The organism is Stenotrophomonas sp. MYb238, assembly GCF_009496535.1.
Lineage (GTDB): Bacteria > Pseudomonadota > Gammaproteobacteria > Xanthomonadales > Xanthomonadaceae > Stenotrophomonas.
The window spans coordinates 48763-63066 of sequence record NZ_WIDL01000024.1; the positions used below are offsets into that span (position 1 = coordinate 48763).

10 protein-coding genes are annotated in these 14304 nt (G+C 72.4%); 8 read left to right on the forward strand and 2 right to left on the reverse strand.

Going from position 1 to position 14304, the window contains the following annotated elements; all coding sequences use genetic code 11:
• Positions 1–186 precede the first annotated feature (186 nt).
• From CQ393_RS15055 to CQ393_RS15080, 6 genes are all read left to right on the forward strand, one after another.
• On the forward strand, positions 187–1233 hold the full coding sequence (locus CQ393_RS15055; RefSeq protein ID WP_153192584.1) for an LD-carboxypeptidase: 1047 nt from the start codon (positions 187–189) through the stop codon (positions 1231–1233).
• A gap of 173 nt (positions 1234–1406) precedes the next feature.
• Positions 1407–1937: a hypothetical protein gene (locus tag CQ393_RS15060; RefSeq protein WP_153192585.1), complete on the forward strand. Its 531-nt coding sequence runs from the start codon at positions 1407–1409 to the stop codon at positions 1935–1937.
• Between the two features lie 199 nt (positions 1938–2136).
• The gene (locus CQ393_RS15065) at positions 2137–2847 is read left to right on the forward strand and encodes a response regulator (protein ID WP_153192587.1); all 711 of its coding nucleotides are present in this window, start codon (positions 2137–2139) and stop codon (positions 2845–2847) included.
• A complete protein-coding gene (locus CQ393_RS15070) occupies positions 2844–4241 on the forward strand; it encodes an ATP-binding protein (protein WP_153192589.1) in 1398 nt (465 codons plus the stop codon). The genes CQ393_RS15065 and CQ393_RS15070 overlap by 4 nt, the downstream gene beginning before the upstream one ends.
• Positions 4242–4435: 194 nt before the next feature.
• Positions 4436–7414 carry a diguanylate cyclase gene (locus CQ393_RS15075; protein WP_194269683.1) on the forward strand — a complete coding sequence of 993 codons (2979 nt, stop codon included), beginning with the start codon at positions 4436–4438 and terminating at the stop codon, positions 7412–7414.
• Between the two features lie 110 nt (positions 7415–7524).
• Positions 7525–10596 (forward strand): ligand-binding sensor domain-containing diguanylate cyclase, encoded by a 3072-nt coding sequence (locus tag CQ393_RS15080; protein ID WP_228114598.1) that lies wholly within the window; start codon positions 7525–7527, stop codon positions 10594–10596.
• Between the two features lie 64 nt (positions 10597–10660).
• Here the strand turns inward: CQ393_RS15080 and rnt are convergent, their stop codons facing one another.
• Together rnt and CQ393_RS15090 are read right to left on the reverse strand one after the other, a co-directional pair.
• Positions 10661–11302 (reverse strand): ribonuclease T, encoded by a 642-nt coding sequence (rnt, locus tag CQ393_RS15085; RefSeq protein WP_343199994.1) that lies wholly within the window; start codon positions 11300–11302, stop codon positions 10661–10663.
• Positions 11303–11336: 34 nt separating this feature from the next.
• Complete coding sequence (locus tag CQ393_RS15090) at positions 11337–12188, reverse strand: sensor domain-containing diguanylate cyclase (protein ID WP_153192596.1); 852 nt, start codon at positions 12186–12188, stop codon at positions 11337–11339.
• A gap of 161 nt (positions 12189–12349) precedes the next feature.
• On the opposite strand from CQ393_RS15090, the gene CQ393_RS15095 reads away from it, so the two are divergent.
• Both CQ393_RS15095 and CQ393_RS15100 read left to right on the forward strand, forming a co-directional pair.
• The gene (locus CQ393_RS15095; RefSeq protein ID WP_153192598.1) at positions 12350–13231 is read left to right on the forward strand and encodes an acyltransferase; all 882 of its coding nucleotides are present in this window, start codon (positions 12350–12352) and stop codon (positions 13229–13231) included.
• Between the two features lie 142 nt (positions 13232–13373).
• Entirely contained in the window at positions 13374–14297 is a 924-nt protein-coding gene (locus CQ393_RS15100; RefSeq protein ID WP_153192600.1) for a M14 family metallocarboxypeptidase, read from the forward strand.
• The last annotated feature ends 7 nt before the right edge of the window (positions 14298–14304 follow it).

The window sequence follows — 14304 nt, forward strand, 5'->3', positions numbered from 1 at the left end:
CGTGCGGCATCCATGCCGCGCGGTTATGGATGCGGTGCGGTGCCGGCCTCGGAAAATGCGTCCGGCGCCTTGCATCGCGCACTTTTCCCATGCGCGGACGCGGGGTTTCCCGACACCGGCGCCGCACTGTCGGGCGGGCGAGGCCGTTGCTACCCTCGGCCGGACTTTCCCCAGACAGGCGGTGGCATGGACAGGCGGCGATTCATCGGCGGCACGGCGTTGGCGGGAGCGTTGCTGCCGCTGGTAGGCACGGGCAGCGCGCTGGCGGCGCAGCGGGGCAGGCGGCTGCTGCCGCTCCCGCTGGAGAAGGGCGACACCGTGGGGCTGGTCAGCCCGTCGGCGGCCAGCAGCGACCAGCTCAGCCTGCAGCTGGCGCGCGAAGCGATGGAGGCGCTGGGTTTCAAGGTCAAGACCGGCGCCCATTACGGCGCGCGCTACGGCCACCTGGCCGGCACCGATGCCGAGCGCGCGGGCGACCTGAACGCCATGTTCGCCGACCGCCAGGTCAAGGCCATCGTCTGCGTGCGCGGCGGTTCCGGCGCGGCGCGTCTGCTGCCGCTGTTGGATTACGCCGCCATCCGCGCCAATCCCAAGGTGCTGCTGGGCTATTCGGACATCACCGCGCTGCATTGCGCGATCCAGGCCAGGACGGGGCTGGTGACCTTCCACGGGCCGATCGGCTCGGGCAGCTGGAACCGGTTCAACGTGGACCAGTTCGAGCGCCTGTTCTTCAAGCGCGAGCTGATGGAGTACCGCAACAGCGTCGACACCGAGGACGAACTGGTGCCGCGCAAGAACCGCACCAGTACGATCACCGGCGGCACCGCGCGCGGCGAACTGGTGGGCGGCAACCTGACGGTGCTGACCGCGCTGGCCGGCTCGCCCTATATGCCGGACTTCAGCGGCAAGATCCTGTTCCTGGAGGACGTGGACGAAGCGCCCTACCGCATCGACCGCATGCTAAGCACGCTGAAGCTGATGGGCGCGCTGGACCGGATTGCCGGCTTCATCTTCGGCGAGTGCACCGGCTGCACGCCCGGCGACGGCTACGGGTCGCTGACGCTGGACCAGCTGTTCGCCGACTACATCGCGCCGCTGAAGATCCCGGCCTACCGCGGCGCGATGATCGGCCACATCCGCGAGCAGTTCATCGTGCCGGTCGGCGGCCGCGTGGAGATGGACGCCGATGCCGGCAGCTTCCGCCTGATCGAGCCGGTGTTCGCACCGGCCTGAGCGGCGGTGGCGAGGCGAGGGCGGCGGAGGCTTCCACGCGCATCTGCGCCGCTGCCATCACGCCCGAGGCGGCTGGCTATGTGAAAGGCGCGTCGCGACGACGGCGCGCCGCTCACGCGGTTCCAACCAACTGCCTGTTAGACCGGGTACACCCCCGAGTAGAGGAGTGGACCATGTCCGACAATCCCATTACCGGCGAGGTGTCCAACAGCAAGCTGGCGGCGGTGTTCCCGGCGCAGGCACCGGCGCAGGCCGCGGCGGCGGACCTGGTGGAGCAACTGGGTTTCCAGCCGGCGCAGGTGAAGCTGCTCACCCCGGACACGGCCGATGTCGACATCAAGCTGGAACCGGAAGGCGGCGGCATCTGGCGCACCATCGTGCTCGCGCACCTGAAACTGTGCGTGCTCGGCGCGTTGGCCGGCGCGGCGATCTTCGCGGCGATGCTGCTGGCGGGCATCCCGTTCGTCGAGAACTCGCCGTGGACCGCGGGCGGCTGGTGGGTGCTGTACGGCGCGATCGGCGGCCTGTTCCTGGGCGGGCTGGTGGCCCTGCGCCCGGACCACGACCGCTACATCCAGGCCGCGCGCAAGGCCGTGGCGGCCGGGCGCAGCGCGGTGGTGGTGCATGCGCTGTCGATGACCCAGCAACAGCAGGCGGCACGTTTCCTGGCCGAGCGCGGCGCCGACGTCACCCGCACCCTGTAGCGCGCCGGGTGGCCGCTCCCGGCCCCGCGGTCTGCTGCTATCCCGCCCGTGCATTGATCCGCCGGCAGCCGCCGGGTGTGCGGAAGGCGCGCTTCGACCGCGTCGTCACCAAAAGTCGGACGCCCGCCACGCTTCCGGCAGGGCCGGCCGCGCGCCGCGCTCGGTTAGCATGGAGCCCCCCTGAAGGAAGCACGGACCCATGCATCGGCTGCTGGTGGTCGACGACGACAGCGACATCCGCGACCTGCTGGCCGAACAGCTCGGCCGCGCCGGCTATGAAGTAGGCACCGCCCGCGACGGCGCGCAGATGCGCCACGCGCTGGCGCGCGAGCACGTCGACCTGGTCGTGCTCGACCTCAACCTGCCGCACGAGGACGGGCTGGTGCTGTGCCGCGAACTGCGCGCGCGCTCCAGTACGCCGGTGATCATGCTCACCGCGCGCGCCGAGCCGATCGACCGCGTGCTCGGCCTGGAGATGGGCGCCGACGACTACCTGGCCAAGCCGTTCGAGCCGCGCGAACTGCTGGCGCGCATCCGCAACGTGCTGCGCCGGACCGAAGCGCTGCCGGCCAACCTGGAGCCGCTGGCGATGCGCCGGGCGTCGTTCGCCGGCTGGGTGTTCGACCTGGAACAGCGCCGCCTGGTCGATCCGGCCGGGCGCGTGGTGATGCTGTCCGGCGCCGAGTTCCGCCTGCTGCGGGTGTTCGTCGGCCATGCCAACAAGGTGCTCTCGCGCGAACAGCTGGTGGCGCTGAGCAGCGGCCGCAGCCACGGCGCGCAGGACCGCGCCATCGACCTGCAGGTCAGCCGCCTGCGGCAGAAGCTCGGCGATGCCGGCGGCGCCGGCGGCCTGATCAGGACGGTGCGCAGCGAAGGCTACGTGTTCGCCGGCGTGGTGGCGCTGGGATGAGCCGGCTGCGGCGTTTCTTGGCGTCCATGGCCGGGCGGCTGTTCGTCATCCTGCTGGTGGGCATGATGGCCGCGGCGATCGGCGCGACGCTGCTGGCCGATATGCACCGCCGGCAGGAGTTCGAGCACCAGAACCTGGTGCGCATCGCCGACCGCCTGCAGGGATTCGTCAACCTGCTCGACGGCAACCCGGAGCTGCGCCCGCGCCTGCTCGCGGTCGGCGGCGCCAGCGTGCGCGAGGCCAGCGGCGAGTTCCGCATCGGCAAGGAGGACCGGGCGCTGATGGAGATCTTGGCCGACCGCGACGGGCCGGTCGCCGACGCCCGCGTGCGCGCGGCCGGTTTCCGCGCCTGCCTTGCGCCGTTCCCCGATTTCCTGCCGCCGCGCGACAAGGCCAAACGGCCGCATCGCCCGCGCGACCCGGCGTTCATTCCGCCGCGCTGCCGCCTGGTGGAGCTGCGGCTGGGCGACGGCACGCCGCTGCGGCTGGCGTTGCAGTACCCGGCGATGGCGCACGACCGCGTGTTCGCCTTCGACCCGCTGTTCCTGTCGCTGCTGGCGCTGGCCATCGCCGCGCTCGCCTACGGCGTGGCGCGCATCGCCAGTTCGCCGCTGCAGCGGCTGGCCGACGCGGCCACCGAACTGGGCCAGGACCTGCAGCGCGAGCCGTTGCAGGTGGACGGGCCGCAGGAAGTGCGCCGCGCCGCCGAAGCCTTCAACGCCATGCAGCAGCGCCTGCAGCGCCATCTCGGCGAACGCACGCAGATGCTGGCCGCCATCACCCACGACCTGCAGACGCCGCTCACGCGGTTACGGCTGCGGCTGGAGAACGTGGCCGACGAGCCGCTGCGCGAACGCCTGGTCGCCGACCTGGCCGCGATGCAGGCGCTGATCCGCGAAGGCCTGGAACTGGCGCGCAGCGCCGAGAGCGCTGAGCAGCGGGTGGCGCTGGACCTGGATTCGCTGCTGCAGAGCGTGGCCGAGGACGCGGTCGAGGCCGGGCACCAGGTCGAGTTCGAGCAGGGCTGCGGCGCGGTGCTGCGGCTGCGTCCGCTGGCGATGCACCGGCTGTTCTCCAACCTGGTCGACAACGCGGTCAAGTACGGGCACGCGGCGCGCATCCGCGCCGAGATCCGCGACGGGCAGGTGCAGGTGCGCATCCGCGACCGCGGACCGGGCCTGGCGCCGGACGAGCTGGAGGCGGTGTTCGCGCCGTTCCTGCGCCTGGAAACCTCGCGCTCGCGCCAGACCGGCGGCGCCGGGCTGGGCCTGACCATCGCCCGCACGCTGGCCGAGAAGAACGGCGCCACCCTGGTGCTGCGCAACCATCCCGACGGCGGCCTGGAAGCGGTGGTCGCCTGGCCGTCGCCCGCCTGGAGCGCGCTGCGGCGGTGAGCGCGGCGCCGCGCGTGGCGTCGTCTTTCGCGTCGCTGCCGGGTCGTCGCGTCGGCGGGCAGGGCCGCCGCGCCGCGGCCGCAACGGGGGCGGCGCCCGCGGGCGGTATCCAGCTTCCGCGCTCAGGTAGTATGCGCGCGATGACAGCCGCGCCAGTCCCGCCAGGACGTCCGCCGCCGCCGCGGGCGCGCGGCATGCGCGCGTGGCCGTGGCGCGCGCTGGCGGCGCTGCTGGTGCTGTGCGGGATCGCGGTGCCGGCGCTGGCCGGTGACCTGCGCGACTACACCCACGACGTGTGGACCACCCGCGACGGCCTGCCGCACAACACCATTTCCGACATGGCCCAGAGCAGCGAGGGCTACCTGTGGCTGGCCACCTGGGAAGGGCTGGTGCGCTACAACGGCAACGAGTTCCGGGTGTACGACCGGCGCAGCCAGCCGGCACTGCGCGACAGCGCCATCGCCGCGGTCTACGCCAGCCGCAGGGGCGGGCTGTGGTTCGCCGACTCGCGCGGCAACCTGGGCTGCTGGCAGTCCGGCGACCGGCTGCGCTACTGGGGACGCGCGCAGGGTCTGCCCGGCACCGTCATCGACAGCGTGTTCGAGGACGCGCAGGGCATGGTGTGGATCACCCTGAACGGTACCGGGCTGGGGCGCCTGCATCCGGCCAGCGGCCGCTTCGAGCTGCTGCGTCCGCCAAGCGACGGCGCCGGCTTCGTCGGCATCCGCCCGGTGCAGGACGATGCCGGCCGGTTGTGGATTGGCACCCTGCACGGCCTGATGTACGTCGATGGCGACCGCCTGCTGCCGGCCCCGGCGGCGTTCGGCCTGAAGCCGGTCCTGTCCTGGCCGTACCGCGCAGCCGATGGCCGCATCTGGGTGGTGGCCGGCGACACCCTCTACCGCATGCAGGACGGCGGCCTGCAGCACTGGCGCACGCTGCCGCAGGCCGGGCGCATCACCGCGCTGCTGCAGGACGACTACGGCACGCTGTGGCTGGGCACCGAGAACCGCGGCGTGCTGCGCCTGGACGAAGACGGCGTGGAGCAGGTCGGGCGCGCCATGGGCCTGCCCGACGGGCGCGTGGCGGTGCTGTTCGAGGACCACGAGGGCAGCCTGTGGGCCGGGGTCAACGGCGGCCTGTACCGCCTGCGCGAAGCCTTGTTCAGCACCATTGGGGTGCAGGCTGGGCTGGTGAACGACTTCGTCCGCACCTTGGCGCAGGACGCCGGCGGCACGGTGTGGATCGGCGGCAGCAGCGGCCTGGACGGCGTGGCCGCCGATGGCGGCATCCGCCACGTCGAGCTGCCGCCGGCCAACGCCAACCGCGGCGAGGTGTCGGTACTGGCCCTGCTCGCCGCCGGCGACGAGGTGTGGGCCGGCACCTATGGCGACGGCATCTACCACCTGCGCGACGGCCGCGTGCTGGCCCGCTTCGACCGCGACGACGGCCTGCCCAACAACCATGTGCGTTCGCTCGCGCCCGCCCGCGACGGCGGGCTGTGGGTGGGCACGCGCCAGGGCGTGGCCCGGCTGCGCGATGGCCGGGTCGAGCCGCTGCAGGGCGCCGGCCTGCCGCACACGCTGGTGCACGCACTGCTGGAAACCCCGCGGGAGCTGTGGATCGCCGCGCTGTCGGGGCTGTACCGGTATGCCGACGGCGTGGCCGAGAAGGTGCCGCTGGGCGAGGGCGACGACGGCGGGCAGCGCGTGCTGGCGCTGTACCACGACGCCGCCCGCGACGCCCTGTGGGTCAGCAGCGACCGCGGCCTGTACCGGCTGCGTGGCGGCAAGGTGGCGCACGTCGGCCTGGCGCAGGGGCTGCCGGTGGACGCGGTGTTCCAGATGGTGGTGGACCCCGCCGGCTCGGCCTGGCTGGGCAGCAACCGCGGCGTGCTGCGCATGGACTACGCGCAGCTGGACGCGGTGGCCGACGGCCGCCTGGCGCGGGTCGGCGTGGACCTGTACGGCAACCGCGACGGCATGACCAACGCGCAGGGCAATGGCGGCTCGGGCATCAGCACCCTGCTGGCCGCCGATGGCGCGGTGTGGTTCGCCACGGCCGGCGGCGCGGCCGTGGTGCAGCCCGCGCGCCTGCAGCGTTTCCGCGAGCTGCCGGCACCGGCGGTGGTGGTGGAGGCGCTGCTGGCCGACGGCCGGCCGCTGCCGTTCGTCGAACAGGGCCAGGTGCGGGTGCCGGCCGGTACCCGACGCCTGGCCATCACCTACGCGGCGCTGACCTATCTTTCGCCGCAGGGGGTGCGCTACCGCACCCGGCTGGACGGTTTCGACCGCGGCTGGGTGCCGCGCGGCAGCCACCGCACCGTCGAGTTCACTTCGCTGCCGCCCGGCGACTACCGCTTCCGTGTAGAGGCGGCCAACGGCGAAGGCGCCCCGGCCGGCGCCGCCGCGGTGCTGGGCCTGCGCATCGAGCCGTACTGGTGGCAACGTACCTCGGTGCGCATCGCCGGCGCGCTGGCGCTGGCGATGCTGGCCTTCGGCCTGTACCGGCGCCGGCTGGTGCAGTACCGGCGCGACACCGCGCGGCTGGCGCGGCTGGTGGACGAGCGCACCGGCGACCTGAAACGGCAGGCCGAGCAGCTGGCCGAGGCCGACCGCGAGAAGCAGGGGCTGCTCGACCGCCTCGGCGCGCAGGCGCGGCTGCTGGAGCAGCAGGCCCACCAGGACGCCCTGACCGGCCTGCCCAACCGGCGCGCGTTCGAGGCGCGGGCGCGCTGGGAGATCGAGCGCGCGCAGCGCGAGCGCCGGCCGCTGTCGCTGGCGATCCTGGACATCGACCATTTCAAGCGCATCAACGACGAGCGCTCGCACGCCGTCGGCGACGAGGTGCTGCGCCGGTTCGCCGCGGTGGTGGGCCAGGCCTGCCGCGCCGACGACTTCCTGGCCCGCATCGGCGGCGAGGAGTTCGTGCTGCTGCTCCCCGGCCTGCCGCTGGACGCCGCGCGCGCGGCCTGCGAGCGCCTGCGCGCCGCGGTGGCCGGCCCCGTCCTCGCGCAGGTGGCGCAGGGCCTGCCGGTCACCGTCAGCATCGGCGTGACCGAGGCGGGGGCGGGCGCCACGCCCGGGGTCCTGATGCAGGAGGCCGATGCGGCGCTCTACCGCGCCAAGCACGGCGGCCGCAACCGCGTGGAAAGTGCCGGTGCGGACCGCTGAGACCGGCGCCTGCGCCGCGCCGCGCGTGAAGGCGGCATCGGCGCGCATCGCGTTGCTGCGCGGTGCGGGGAATGCACCTACCATGTGCGCACTCCCCCCCGTTCGTGCACATGACGTCGCCGCCGCAGCCTGAGCGCATCGACCGCCACCACCGGGTGGCCGGCATGCCGTTGAACCGCCGCGCATCGCCGCGTCGCAGCCGCCGTGCCCGCTGGTGGGCCTGCCACGTCCTGCTGCTGTTGCTGTGCCTGCTGGTCCCGGCCGGCGGCGTGGCGGCGGCGGAACGCACGCCGCCGCTGCGCGACTACGCGGTCGACATGTGGACCTCGCGCAACGGCCTGCCGCACAACTCGCTGCGCGGCATCGCGCAGACGCCTGAGGGCCACCTGTGGTTCGCCACCTGGGAGGGCGTGGCGCGCTACAACGGGCTGGATTTCGAGCTCTACGACCGCAGCACGACGCCCGGCCTGCTCGACAACGGCATAGGCGCGCTGTACGTGGACCGCGACGGCGCGCTGTGGGTGACCGACTCGCGCGGCAACGTGCTGCGGCGCACGCTCGACGGGCGCTGGCGGCAATGGCCGCAGCAGCCGCCGGCGCCGCAGGTGCTGATCCAGGGCATGCAGAAGGACAGCAAGGGCCGGCTGTGGCTGCTCTACGAGGGAAGGGGGCTGGGCTATATGTCGCCGGAGGGACGCTTCGTCTATGAAGCGCCGCCGCCGGGCGCGCCGGTGAACATGACCCTGTCCAACTGGCTCGCGGTCGACGACAGGGACCGTGTCTGGGTCGGCACGATGGATGGATTGAGGCTGCGCGGCGACGACGGCGTGCTGGGCAATGCGCCGGCCCGCCTGGGCCTGCCGCCGGGCTCGGCATGGCCCTATCGTGCGCCGGATGGTGCGCTCTGGATCGTGGCCGAAGGCGCGCTGTACCGCATGCAGGACGAGGGTGCGCGGCGGGTGCACACGCTGCCGGGCATTTCCCACACCACGGCGATGCTGCAGGACCGCCACGGCGACCTGTGGCTGGGCACCGAAAACCAGGGGCTGTTCCGCATCGGCAGCCGCGGCGTGGAGCATCTGCCGGAAAACCGGCAGGTGCGCAGCGGGCGCATCGCCAGCCTGTTCGAGGATGCCGAAGGCAGCATCTGGGTGGGGGGCAACGGCGGCCTCTACCGGCTGCGCGAAACCCTGTTCAGCAACTACACCACCGCCGATGGCCTGAGCGGGGACTACGTGCGGGCGGTGATGGAGGACGACCGGCAGCGCCTGTGGGTGGGCAGCGCCGCCGGCCTGGACCGGATGGAGCGTGACGGCCGCATCGTGCCGGTGCCGCTGCGCAACAGCGTCGGCAGGGCACCGTCGGTATTGAGCCTGGCCCAGAGCCGCGACGGCGCGGTGTGGGCCGGCACGTTCGGTGATGGCATCTACCGCATCGACCGCGATGGCCGCAGCCGCCATTACGGTACGGCCGAAGGCCTGGCGGCCGGCAATGTACGGGTGATGTCGGCCGACCGCGACGGCAACGGCATCTGGGCAGGCACCCAGCGCGGCCTGGTGCGCATCACCGACGACGGCGTACGCGTGCCCACGACACCGGGCCTGCCGGGCGGGCTGGTCACCGCGCTGCTGGCCAGCGACGACGGTTTGTGGGTCGGCACCATCGAAGGCATCCGCGTGCTGCGCGGGAACACCGTGCAGCGGCTGGACGTGGATGGCCTGGGCGGCGGCCGCAGCATTTTCGGCTTCACGCCGGTGGGCGATGCGATGTGGATCACCTCCGACCGCGGCCTCTACCGCTACCGCGACGGACAGCTGGCGCGGGTCGGGCTGGAACAGGGCATGCCCGTGGACACCGTGTTCGAGATGGTGCCCGACCGCCTGGGCAACGTCTGGATCAGCAGCAACCGCGGCGTGCTGCGCACCACCCTGGCCGCGCTGGACGACGTGGCCGACGGCCGCAGCGCGCGCATCGAGGTGGAGCGCTACAACGAGATCGACGGCATGCACAACGCGCAGGCCAATGGCAGCACCGGGCCATCGGCGACCCTGCGCGGCGACGGGACCTACTGGGTCGCCACCGCCGGCGGCCTGAGCATGGTCGATCCGGCGCGGCTGCAGCACTTCCGCGAGCGGCTGCCGCCACCGGTGGTGGTGGAAAGCGTGCAGCTGGACGGCGTGCCGCTGCACTGGCAGGAGCAGGACGTCACCCGGGTTCCCGGCGGACAGCGGGTGACGGTGGGCTACGTGGGCCTGAGCTACCTGATGTCAGACCGGATCCGCTACCGCACCCGCCTGGAAGGCCTGGACCGCGGCTGGATCGAGCGCGGCAACCAGCGCAGCGTCGAGTTCATCGGCCTGCCGCCGGGCAACTACACCCTGCACGTGTCGGCCATGCACCCGGGCGGCCGCTGGAGCGAGAGCGAGGCGGCATGGAGCTTCACCGTCGAGCCGCTGCTGTGGCAGCGCCGCAGCGTGCAGGCGGTGGCCGGCGTGCTGCTGCTGCTGGCGCTGGTGGCGCTGTACCGCTACCTGATCCACCGCTACAAGACCAGCAACATCCGCCTGGCGCGGCAGGTCGACGAACGCACCGCCGACCTGCAGCTGCAGGCCGAACGCCTGCTGGCCGCCAACCAGGAGAAGACCGCGCTGGCCGAGCGCCTGCGCCAGCAGGCCGAGGCGTTCGAGCGGCAGGCGCACGAGGATCCGCTGACCGGGCTGCCCAACCGCCGCGCCTTCGACGAGGGCCTGGCGCGCGATTTCGCCCGCTCCCAGCGCAGCGGCCACCCGTTGAGCCTGCTGGTGCTGGACATCGACCACTTCAAGACCGTCAACGACACCTGGTCGCACAGCGTCGGCGACCAGGTGCTGTGCGAGGTGGGGCGGCTGCTGGCCGCCAGCTGCCGCGACTCGGACCTGCCGGCGCGGCTGGGCGGCGAGGAGTTCGCGCTGCTGCTCAACGACACCGCGCTGGACGAGGCGCAGCTGGTGTGCGCGCGCCTGCAGGGCCTGTTCCATGCGCAGCGCAACTGGGCCGGCATCGAAGGCCTGCGGGTGACGTTCAGCGCCGGGCTGGTGCAGCTCGGCGCCGGCGACCGCGCGCCGCTGCTGCTGTTCCAGCGCGCCGACAAGGCCCTCTACCAGGCCAAGAGCGACGGCCGCGACCGGATCTGCCTGGGGTAGGAGCGCACCTCGGTGCGCGATGTGGCTTTCCCGGCAAAGCGTCATCGCGCACTGAAGTGCGCTCCTACAGGCGCGGCCAGCCGTTGACGATCTGGCAGAACAGGCGCGCGGTCTGCTCGGTGTCGTACACCGCGCTGTGCGCCTGGTTGGCGTCCCATTCGAAACCGGCGGCCTGCACCGCGCGCGCCAGCACGGTCTGGCCGTAGGCCACGCCGGCCAGGGTCACCGTATCGAACACGCTGAAGGGATGGAACGGGTTGCGCTTGTGGCCGCTGCGCGCGACCGCGGCGTTGAGGAAGTTCAGGTCGAAATGGGCGTTGTGGCCGACCAGGATCGCGCGCTGGCAGTTGTACTTCTTCAGCGCCGCGCGCACCGGCGCGAACACGTGCTCCAGCGCCTCGCGCTCGGGCTTGGCCAGCCGGAACGGATGGTCCAGCACGATGCCGGTGACTTCCAGCGACTTGGGGTCGATGTCGGTGCCTTCGGCCGGCACCACGTGCGCGCAGCTGGTCTGGCCGGGCAGCAGCAGGCCGTTCTCGTCCATGTCCAGCGGGACCACGGCGATTTCCAGCAGCGCGTGCCGGTTCCAGTCGAAGCCGCCGGTCTCCACGTCCACCACCACCGGCAGGAAGCCGCGGAAGCGTTGCGCCATCGGCGTGGAAACAGGAGCGGTGGCCGGGGAGGCAGCGGGCTGGTTCATCGCGATAGGGTAACAGAGGGGCCGCGGCGGACCCTGCCGCTCAGGTCGCCGCGACCCGGTGGCGCTGGTTCTTGACCGCGTACATGTCCGCGTCGGCGCAGCGCAGCAGGGTTTCGGCGTCGTCGCCGTCGTCCGGGCAGCAGGCCACGCCGATGCTGACGCCGATGCGGGAGAACGGCGGCGGCGCCTGCTCGGCGTCCAGCGCGGCCTGCAGTGCGTCGGCCACCGCGCGCGCGTCGGCGCGGCTGGCGCAGCCCGGCAGCAGTGCCACGAATTCGTCGCCGCCGACGCGGGCGATGAAGTCGCCGTGGCGCAGCGCCCGCCGCAGGCGGTCGGCGGTCTCGCACAGCAGGCGGTCGCCCTGCGCGTGGCCGTGGCGGTCATTGATGGCCTTGAAGCCGTCCAGATCCAGATACAGCACCGCCAGCGGCTGCGCGCCGCCGCCGAGGCTGCGTTCCAGTTCCTCGCGCAGCCGGTAGCGGTTGGGCAGGCTGGTGAGCGGGTCGTGCCCGGCCATGAATTCCAGCCGGCGCTCCAGGTCGCGAAGCTCGGTGATCGGGTGGCCGACGGCGATGCGCACGCCGTAGTCGGGCAGCCACTTGGCCGACCACTGCATGTCCACGATCCGGCCGTCGCGGTGCACGTAGCGGTTGCGGAAGTTCGGCAGCGGCCGGCCCTCCATGACCCGCTGCACGGCCTGGGCGGTGATGCCGTGGTCCTCGGGGTGGACCAGTTCGATCATGCGCCGACCCAGGACTTCGTCGGGGCGGTAGCCGATGAGCTGTTCGAAGGCGGCGTTGACCGCCAGGTAGCGTCCTTCCGGATCGACCACGCAGACCACGTCGGGCAGCAGGTCGAGGATCTCGCCCAGGGGCGGCAGCGGGGATGGCATGCAGGGCGATGACGGGGCGGGGGCGACAGCAGGGATTATTACGCCGCCACGGGTGTCCGGCGGAAGAGGGGGCGCGCATCGGCCGCGGTCGCCGATGGCGTTTGTTACCCTGTGCCGCTTTTCGATGGCGGCACAGGCCCGCGCCTCGCGAGATATTCCCCATGAAATGGTTCCGCATCGTCCCCATCCTGCTGCTGATCGCGCTCAACACGCTGCTGCACTGCCTGCCGCTGTTCGCGGTGGCGCTGTTCAAGGCGGTGCTGCCGCTGGCCGCCGTGCGGCGCGCCTGCAACCCGCTGCTGACCGGGCTGGCCGAAAGCTGGATCGGCGTGAACAGCGCCATGCTCGGCGCCTTCACCCGCACCCGCTTCACGGTCGACGCGCCCGCCGCGTTGGCGCGCGACGGGCATTACCTGGTGCTGGCCAACCACCAGAGCTGGGTGGACATCCTGGTGCTGCAGAAGGTGTTCAACCGGCGCATCCCGCTGCTGCGCTTCTTCCTCAAGCGCTCGCTGTTCTGGGTGCCGGTGCTGGGGCTGGCGTGGTGGGCGCTGGATTTCCCGTTCATGGGCCGCTACAGCCGCCGGCAGATCGCCAGGAACCCGGAACTGGGCCGGCGCGACATGGAGGCGACGCGGCGCGCCTGCGGGAAATTCCGCGACATTCCGGTGGCGGTGATGAACTTCGTCGAGGGCACCCGCTTCACCCGCGCCAAGCACGACGCCCAGGCCTCGCCGTTCGGCCACCTGCTCAAGCCCAAGTCCGGCGGCGTGGCCTTCGTGCTGGATGCGATGGGGCAGGGCCTGCACGCGCTGCTGGACGTGACCATCGTCTATCCCAAGGGCATTCCGTCGATGCTGGACCTGATGTCCGACCGCGTCCCGGAAGTACGCGTGCGGGTGCGGCAGCGGCCGATCCCGGCCGAACTGGCCGGCGGCGACTACCAGGACGACCGCGCCTTCCGCGCTCGGTTCCAGCAATGGATGAACGGCCTGTGGCAGCAGAAGGACGCGGACATCGCCGCGCTGCTGGAGACGCCGTAGCCGTGCAGGAGCGACCGTAGGAGCGACTTCAGTCGCGATGGGGACTTCCCGGGAAAGCCCCATCGCGACTGAAGTCGCTCCTACGGTGCCGGCCGCCGCACGGTTTAGAGTGTGCAGTCCCCTGCAACCCGGAGCCGCCGCCATGACCGCCACCACCGCCTTCTATCCCATCGGCATCCCCGGCCAGCCCTGGGGCGCGCCGGAGCGGGCGCAATGGCTGGCGCGGCAGCGGGTGCAGCGCAGCCATGCCGACGAGGTGCTGGCGCGGATCGATGCCCTGCGCGACCGCTTCGACGTAGTCCAGTACGGGCAGCTGGACTATCCGTCCGGCCAGTACCCGCTGCTGGCGATCCGCAGCCGCGACTGGGACGAGGCCCTGCCGGTGGCGCTGGTGACCGGCGGCGTGCACGGCTACGAGACCAGCGGCGTGCAGGGCGCGTTGAAGTTCGTCGACCGCCACGCGGCCGGGTACGCCGGGCGCTGCAACCTGCTGGTCGTGCCCTGCGTGAGTCCGTGGGGCTACGAGCGCATCCAGCGCTGGAACGCGCTGGCGCTGGACCCGAACCGCAATTTCACCGCCGGCAGCCCGGCGCCGGAATCGGCGGCGCTGATGGAACTGGTGCAGCCGCTGGCGGGGCGCGTCCTGGTGCACGTCGACCTGCACGAGACCACCGACAGCGACGAGGGCGAGTTCCGCCCGGCGCTGGCCGCGCGCGACGGCAAGCCGTTCGAGCCGGGCGAGATCCCCGACGGCTTCTACCTGGTGGACGACAGCGAGAACCCGCAGCCGGCCTTCCAGCAGGCGGTGATCGCCGAGGTGGCCAACGTCACCCACATCGCGCCGCCGGATGCGCAGGGCCGGATCATCGGCTCGCCGGTGGTGGCGCACGGCGTCATCGAATACCCGCTCAAGGCGCTGGGCCTGTGCGCCGGCATCACCGGCGCACGCTACACCACCACCACCGAGGTCTACCCGGACAGCCCGCGCGCCACGCCCGAGCAGTGCGACGACGCGCAGGTGGCGGCGGTCACCGGCGCCCTGGCCTACGCGCTGGCGCACCGCTGAGCGATCC

Excerpts from the sequence above, each read along its gene's own strand:
- CQ393_RS15055 (WP_153192584.1), top strand. The coding sequence starts at position 187 with ATGGACAGGCGGCGATTCATCGGCGGCACGGCGTTGGCGGGAGCGTTG.
- CQ393_RS15060 (WP_153192585.1), top strand. The coding sequence starts at position 1,407 with ATGTCCGACAATCCCATTACCGGCGAGGTGTCCAACAGCAAGCTGGCG.
- CQ393_RS15065 (WP_153192587.1), top strand. The coding sequence starts at position 2,137 with ATGCATCGGCTGCTGGTGGTCGACGACGACAGCGACATCCGCGACCTG.
- CQ393_RS15070 (WP_153192589.1), top strand. The coding sequence starts at position 2,844 with ATGAGCCGGCTGCGGCGTTTCTTGGCGTCCATGGCCGGGCGGCTGTTC.
- CQ393_RS15075 (WP_194269683.1), top strand. The coding sequence starts at position 4,436 with ATGCGCGCGTGGCCGTGGCGCGCGCTGGCGGCGCTGCTGGTGCTGTGC.
- CQ393_RS15080 (WP_228114598.1), top strand. The coding sequence starts at position 7,525 with ATGACGTCGCCGCCGCAGCCTGAGCGCATCGACCGCCACCACCGGGTG.
- CQ393_RS15090 (WP_153192596.1), bottom strand. The coding sequence starts at position 12,188 with ATGCCATCCCCGCTGCCGCCCCTGGGCGAGATCCTCGACCTGCTGCCC.
- CQ393_RS15095 (WP_153192598.1), top strand. The coding sequence starts at position 12,350 with ATGAAATGGTTCCGCATCGTCCCCATCCTGCTGCTGATCGCGCTCAAC.
- CQ393_RS15100 (WP_153192600.1), top strand. The coding sequence starts at position 13,374 with ATGACCGCCACCACCGCCTTCTATCCCATCGGCATCCCCGGCCAGCCC.